General features: G+C 45.7%; 5 protein-coding genes. 2 read left to right on the top strand and 3 right to left on the bottom strand.

What is annotated here, in order from left to right:
• The first annotated feature begins 227 nt into the window (after window positions 1–227).
• Window positions 228–1,817, top strand: coding sequence for a ribonuclease Y (gene rny / locus ACWB0I_RS06310; protein WP_479387199.1), 1,590 nt, complete (start codon window positions 228–230; stop codon window positions 1,815–1,817).
• Between the two features lie 19 nt (window positions 1,818–1,836).
• Here rny and ACWB0I_RS06305 read toward each other — a convergent pair whose 3' ends face one another.
• Window positions 1,837–2,031 (bottom strand): hypothetical protein, encoded by a 195-nt coding sequence (locus tag ACWB0I_RS06305; RefSeq protein WP_479387198.1) that lies wholly within the window; start codon window positions 2,029–2,031, stop codon window positions 1,837–1,839.
• A gap of 309 nt (window positions 2,032–2,340) precedes the next feature.
• Complete coding sequence (locus ACWB0I_RS06300; protein WP_479387197.1) at window positions 2,341–2,721, bottom strand: YraN family protein; 381 nt, start codon at window positions 2,719–2,721, stop codon at window positions 2,341–2,343.
• A 78-nt stretch (window positions 2,722–2,799) separates the two neighbouring features.
• Here ACWB0I_RS06300 and ACWB0I_RS06295 point away from each other — a divergent pair, with 78 nt between their 5' ends.
• A complete protein-coding gene (locus ACWB0I_RS06295; protein WP_479387196.1) occupies window positions 2,800–4,497 on the top strand; it encodes a bifunctional metallophosphatase/5'-nucleotidase in 1,698 nt (565 codons plus the stop codon).
• 294 nt (window positions 4,498–4,791) lie between these two features.
• Here the strand turns inward: ACWB0I_RS06295 and ACWB0I_RS06290 are convergent.
• A partial coding sequence (locus tag ACWB0I_RS06290; RefSeq protein WP_479387195.1) for a transposase domain-containing protein occupies window positions 4,792–5,022 on the bottom strand: 231 nt, incomplete at its 5' end.

The following is a 5,022-nucleotide window of genomic DNA, read 5'->3' as shown; positions in this document are numbered from 1 at the left end:
CAACCAAATCATTAATAAAAGCAAATTAAATGAGCAGTAATATCCAGCGCCTCCAGTTGAATTCAATCCATTGTGGATGACTGAGAATAATTATTTGTAGAAAAACGTTTAAATTTATTAAATTACGTCAAATAAAAGAAAATCTTGTCGAAACCCTAATGGCAGGAATGAAGTAGAATCCAGACAAACGAAGCAATGCAATGTAGTACATTGAAACGAGGGACAAAATGAACATAAATTTAGATGTAAACCAGATTTTAACCATTATTATCAGTCTCTTTGCCGGCGCATTTTTAGGTATCTTATTTTACAGAGCTCTGTTACGCAGCAAAAAGCAGGCCGCCCATCAGCTTATTGAACAGGCTAAAAAACAGGCGGAAAAGATTAAAAGAGACAGTCATTACAAATTAAAGGAAGAGCTGCAACGCAAGCGCAACGCATTTTTAAGAGAGATACGACAAAAAGAGGAGAAAGCAACACGCCTGGAGAATGAGAACATCCGCAAGGAAAAGAACCTGCGTAAGGCGGAAAATCAGTTAAAAATCTTGGAAGCCAGGCTGGAAAACAAAGAGAAAAAGATTAATGAATTAGAGCAATTACTCTACGAAAAGCACAAAAAGGTGGACGCGCTGATCGAAGAGCAAAATAAACGCCTGGAAAAGATGGCTAACTTATCTTCTGAAGAGGCCAAAAAAGAGCTACTGAAAAACCTTGAAGGCCAGGCTAAATTAGAAGCGGTTCAATTGGTTAAAGAGATTAAAGAAGAAGCCAAGGAAAAAGCGCAGCGCGAAGCCAAAGAGATCATCGCCCAGGCCATTGAAAATTTAGCCTATGAGTTTACCATGGAATCGACCCTGGCTACGGTGGAGTTGCCCAGTGAACGTTTTAAGGGAATGATCATCGGCCGTGAAGGGCGCAACATCCGCGCTTTTGAAGAGGCAACGGGCGTCAAGGTGATTGTGGATGACACTCCGGAGCTGGTCGTGCTTTCCGGCTACGATCCGGTAGCGCGTGAAATTGCCCGTCTGGCAATGGAATACCTGATCAAGGGCAAAACCATCAACATCAACACCATTCAGCAGATGGTCAATCGAGCCCGAAAAGAGGTGAATCGTTCTATTCAGAAAGCTGCCGAGGAGACACTACGTGAACTTAAGATCAGCAATGTGCATCCCAAAATGAAAGAAGCGCTGGGTCGCTTAAAATACCGTTACAGTTACGGCCAGAATATGCTGCAACATTCCAAAGAAGTGGCCTATATTGCCGGTTCCATGGCTGCCGAGCTGGGCTTTAATGTGAATCTGGCCCGACGCGCCGGACTGTTTCACGATATCGGTAAGGCGGTTAGCAACAATTCCGAAGGCAGCCACGTTACCCTGGGCCTGGAGCTGGCGGAAGCCTGCCATGAGCATGAAATCGTGAAGAACGCCATTTTAGCGCATCATGAGGAGGCCGAGCCCATTCACCCCATTTCCGTACTGGTAACCGCAGCGGACAAAATCAGTGGCAGCCGGCCCGGTGCACGGCGCGACACATTGGAGGCCTACACCAAACGGATTACTAAGCTGGAAGAAATTGGCAATTCGTTCGAAGGCGTGGCCAAGACCTACGCTATTTCGGCTGGCCGCGAAATTAGAGTTATTGTCGAACCGGACAAAATTTCCGATGAACAGGCCATGGTCCTCTCAACGGACATTGCCAATAAAATCCGGGAGTCCATGGAATTTCCTGGACAGATTAAGGTGTGCGTCATCCGCCAGACTATTTCTTCAAAATACACGGATGACTTCGAAGAGAACATGAATCTGGATGATTAGAATACTTCCCTTAAAAGATCTAGCATTTTAGCGTGCGAAAATTTTTATGCTGTGTGAGGAAGTAAAACTGTTGAATTTTTGATTGGTTGAATTGTTGAATGGCCCGTCCTTCGGCCGGATAAACCTGTCCGTCTGGACAGCCAGCCAGACGGGCCTGTCCGGTGGCCAGACGGGCCTGTCCCTGAGGATCGGGATTTGGAATGACGATCGGCACGAAGCCTCACTGATTGTCATTTCGCCCTTATAAAAGTCTCGAGCTGAAGCTCGAGTTACGCTGCGCTTTCAAATTGTCTGCCAGTGTAAGGGATTCTCAGAATGACATGCCGGCACAGGCCCTCACAACCTGGGTACAACTGTCCATTTCACAAAAATTTCGTAATCCGTAATCTTTTAATTTTTAATTGAAAAATTGGAATGTCGGCCCGCAAAGGCTCTTTGCTTTCTCTATGGTTGATTCCGTCTTGCCACCACGCTGATCTAATGAACAAAATCCCAAACCAGAGCAGCTTTGGAAGGGGATCAATCAAAATGGTTCATCGAGCCAGAAGGCGGCCGGGTAGTGCGTGATTTGCGCCGGATAATGTCTGAAATCGACAATGATCACATCAAAACGTAGATTTCTGTTTTCAAATTCAGGGTGTTCTGCCAAAAAAGCGTAAGCCGTTTCGATTAATTTTTTCTGTTTACTCTTGTGAACCCGAAATTCGGGTAAATCCAGTGGCTCGGCCTGAAAACTTTTTACTTCCACAAAAGCCAGCAGATCGCTGTTCTCAATAATCAGGTCGATCTCACCGCGCCCGTGCCGGTAATTGCGGGCAACAATGCGGTATTCCTGTGCCACCAGATATTGTTCTGCCAGCTGCTCGCCTTTTTGGCCCAATTTCTGTTTACGAGTGCGCGACAAGGTTGACCTCATTTCTGTTTTACACACATCAAAAATATTTGTACTTTAATTGCGTTGCAAATATTTAAAGGAGTTGTCATGTCACTCTGCAAATTAATCTCTAAATGCAAGTTAAAATCCAAATGGCTTGTTTTGGGTGCGCTCACTGTTTTCCAGACCGTTTTGATGGCCAGTTCGATCGATACGCTTTACATCCTGCAAACGACCGATGTGCATGGCCATATCTATCCCTATGATTATTTTAGCGATCAAAAGGCCGACTACGGTTTAGCCAGGGCGTTTACCAGAATCGCTCAGTACCGCAGACAGCATCAGAATGTTTTGTTAATCGATAGCGGCGATCTGCTGCAGGGCACGCCCTTAACTTATTATTTTAATAAAGTGGCCTCGGCCCGTCTCAATCCCATGATTCTCGTTCTCAATTACATGGGCTATGATGCGTTTACAGTGGGCAATCACGATATCGAACAGGGCGTGGAGGTTTACTACAAAGCCATGAAAGCCTCTAACTTTCCCTGGCTTAGTGCCAACAGCGTTTTACCAGACGGGCGCACATTTTTTGAACCCTACGCCCTGTTTGATGTCAATGGCATTCGGGTTGGTGTTTTGGGCTTAACCACGCCAGCGATTCCGATGTGGCTCGATTCCACTCTGTATCCGGGCATTAACTGGGAAGACATGGTTGAGAGCGCAAAATTCTGGGCCCAGGAACTTAGACCTCAGGTGGATGTGTTGGTCGGTTCATTCCATGCCGGTTTCAATGCACGTTACAGCGCTCAGCAGACCGAGCGACTGGGGCTGCCCAATGAAAACGCTTCGCGCCTGGTCGCTGAAAAAGTTCCTCTGTTTGATGTGGTCTTTGCCGGACATTCCCATCGCCAGGTGGGACGCAAGGGCAAGGAGACGCTGCAGAAATCCAGAGACTCGTTTTTGAAAACAGGAGATCGTACTACTTTGTTGCTCAATGCCGGTTCCTGGGCGCGTAATTTGGGCGTGGCTCAAATTATTGTAGAAAGCAGAAACTCTGTGCAGAAACTCAGAACAATAAAAAAACTTGACGGCTGGTTAGAACCTTTGAAGGATGTACCCGCTTCAAAAGCCATTCTGGATCTGGCGCAACCCTACCATCGGGAGACATTACAATACACCCATACCGTGATCGCCACCTTAAAAGATTCCCTGAGTGCTAAAAAGGCCCGCTGGCAGGACACGCCCTTTATGGACTTGATTCAGCAGGTTCAACTCCATTTTACCGGAGCGGACATCTCGCTGGCCGCCTGTTTTGATGAACATTTCAGTTTGCCGCCCGGCCCCATTCGTGTAAAAGATGCTTACAAAATGTACCGCTACGAGAATTTTCTCTACGTGCTTAAAATGTCAGGGCAGCAAATTAAAGATTTCCTGGAGTTTTCGGCGCGCTATTTTGAACTCAAAAATGGATGCCCAGCCCTAAATCCCCAAATCCCCGGTTACAATTACGATATGGCTGAAGGCCTGAGTTACAAGATTGATCTGCGCCAGCAAGTCGGACAGCGTATTGTGGATTTAAGGGATTTAAAAACGAACCAGCCCTTTGATTTGAACAAATACTACACCGTGGCCATGAACAGCTATCGGGCAACGGGAGGTGGGGGACACATGGCCGCCGCCCATGCGCAAGACGCCCCGATTCTTTTCAAATCCGATCGGGAAATTCGCAACCTGATCATTGAATTTTTAAAAGAGAAAAAAGAGATCCGGCCCGCGTGTAACCATAACTGGCGATTGGTTTACTAAGGCAGCAAAGCCACAACATTTAAAAAACCGCAAAGGGCTCAAAAAATTAATTTCAATTAAAAATTACGTATTACAAATTATTTTGTGAAAAGGCTAATTGTGCCCAGGCGGTAAGCGACGTGCAGCCTATCTATCTGAATCCCGCTTCAGTCGTAACTCGAGCTTCAACTCGAGACCTCCCCTGGCGCGGAAAAGTGTATTTGTGTAAGAGTTAAGAGTGTAATAGTTAATTAGTTGAATGGTATCCATCCGGTGAAGTACATCTTGATTTTTTTACATGAAGCTTGTAGATGATTAATTTTCAAAATTATTTTTCCAGTTTTCTGGCAGTAGGTCTTCAAGCTGATTTTCAGGATAACCTGGCAGGATGGTAAATAATTTTCTTAAATAATTTTTTGGCTCAAGACCGTTAAGTTGGGCATTGGCCAATATGGTGTAAAAAATAGCTGCCCATCTTGCCCCATTATGACTTCCCGCGAAAAGATAATTCTTTCTGCCTATGGCAACAGGACGAACATGATTTTC

Source organism: Caldithrix sp., from assembly GCF_056497305.1.
This window is presented reverse-complemented; position numbering and strand designations above follow the sequence as displayed.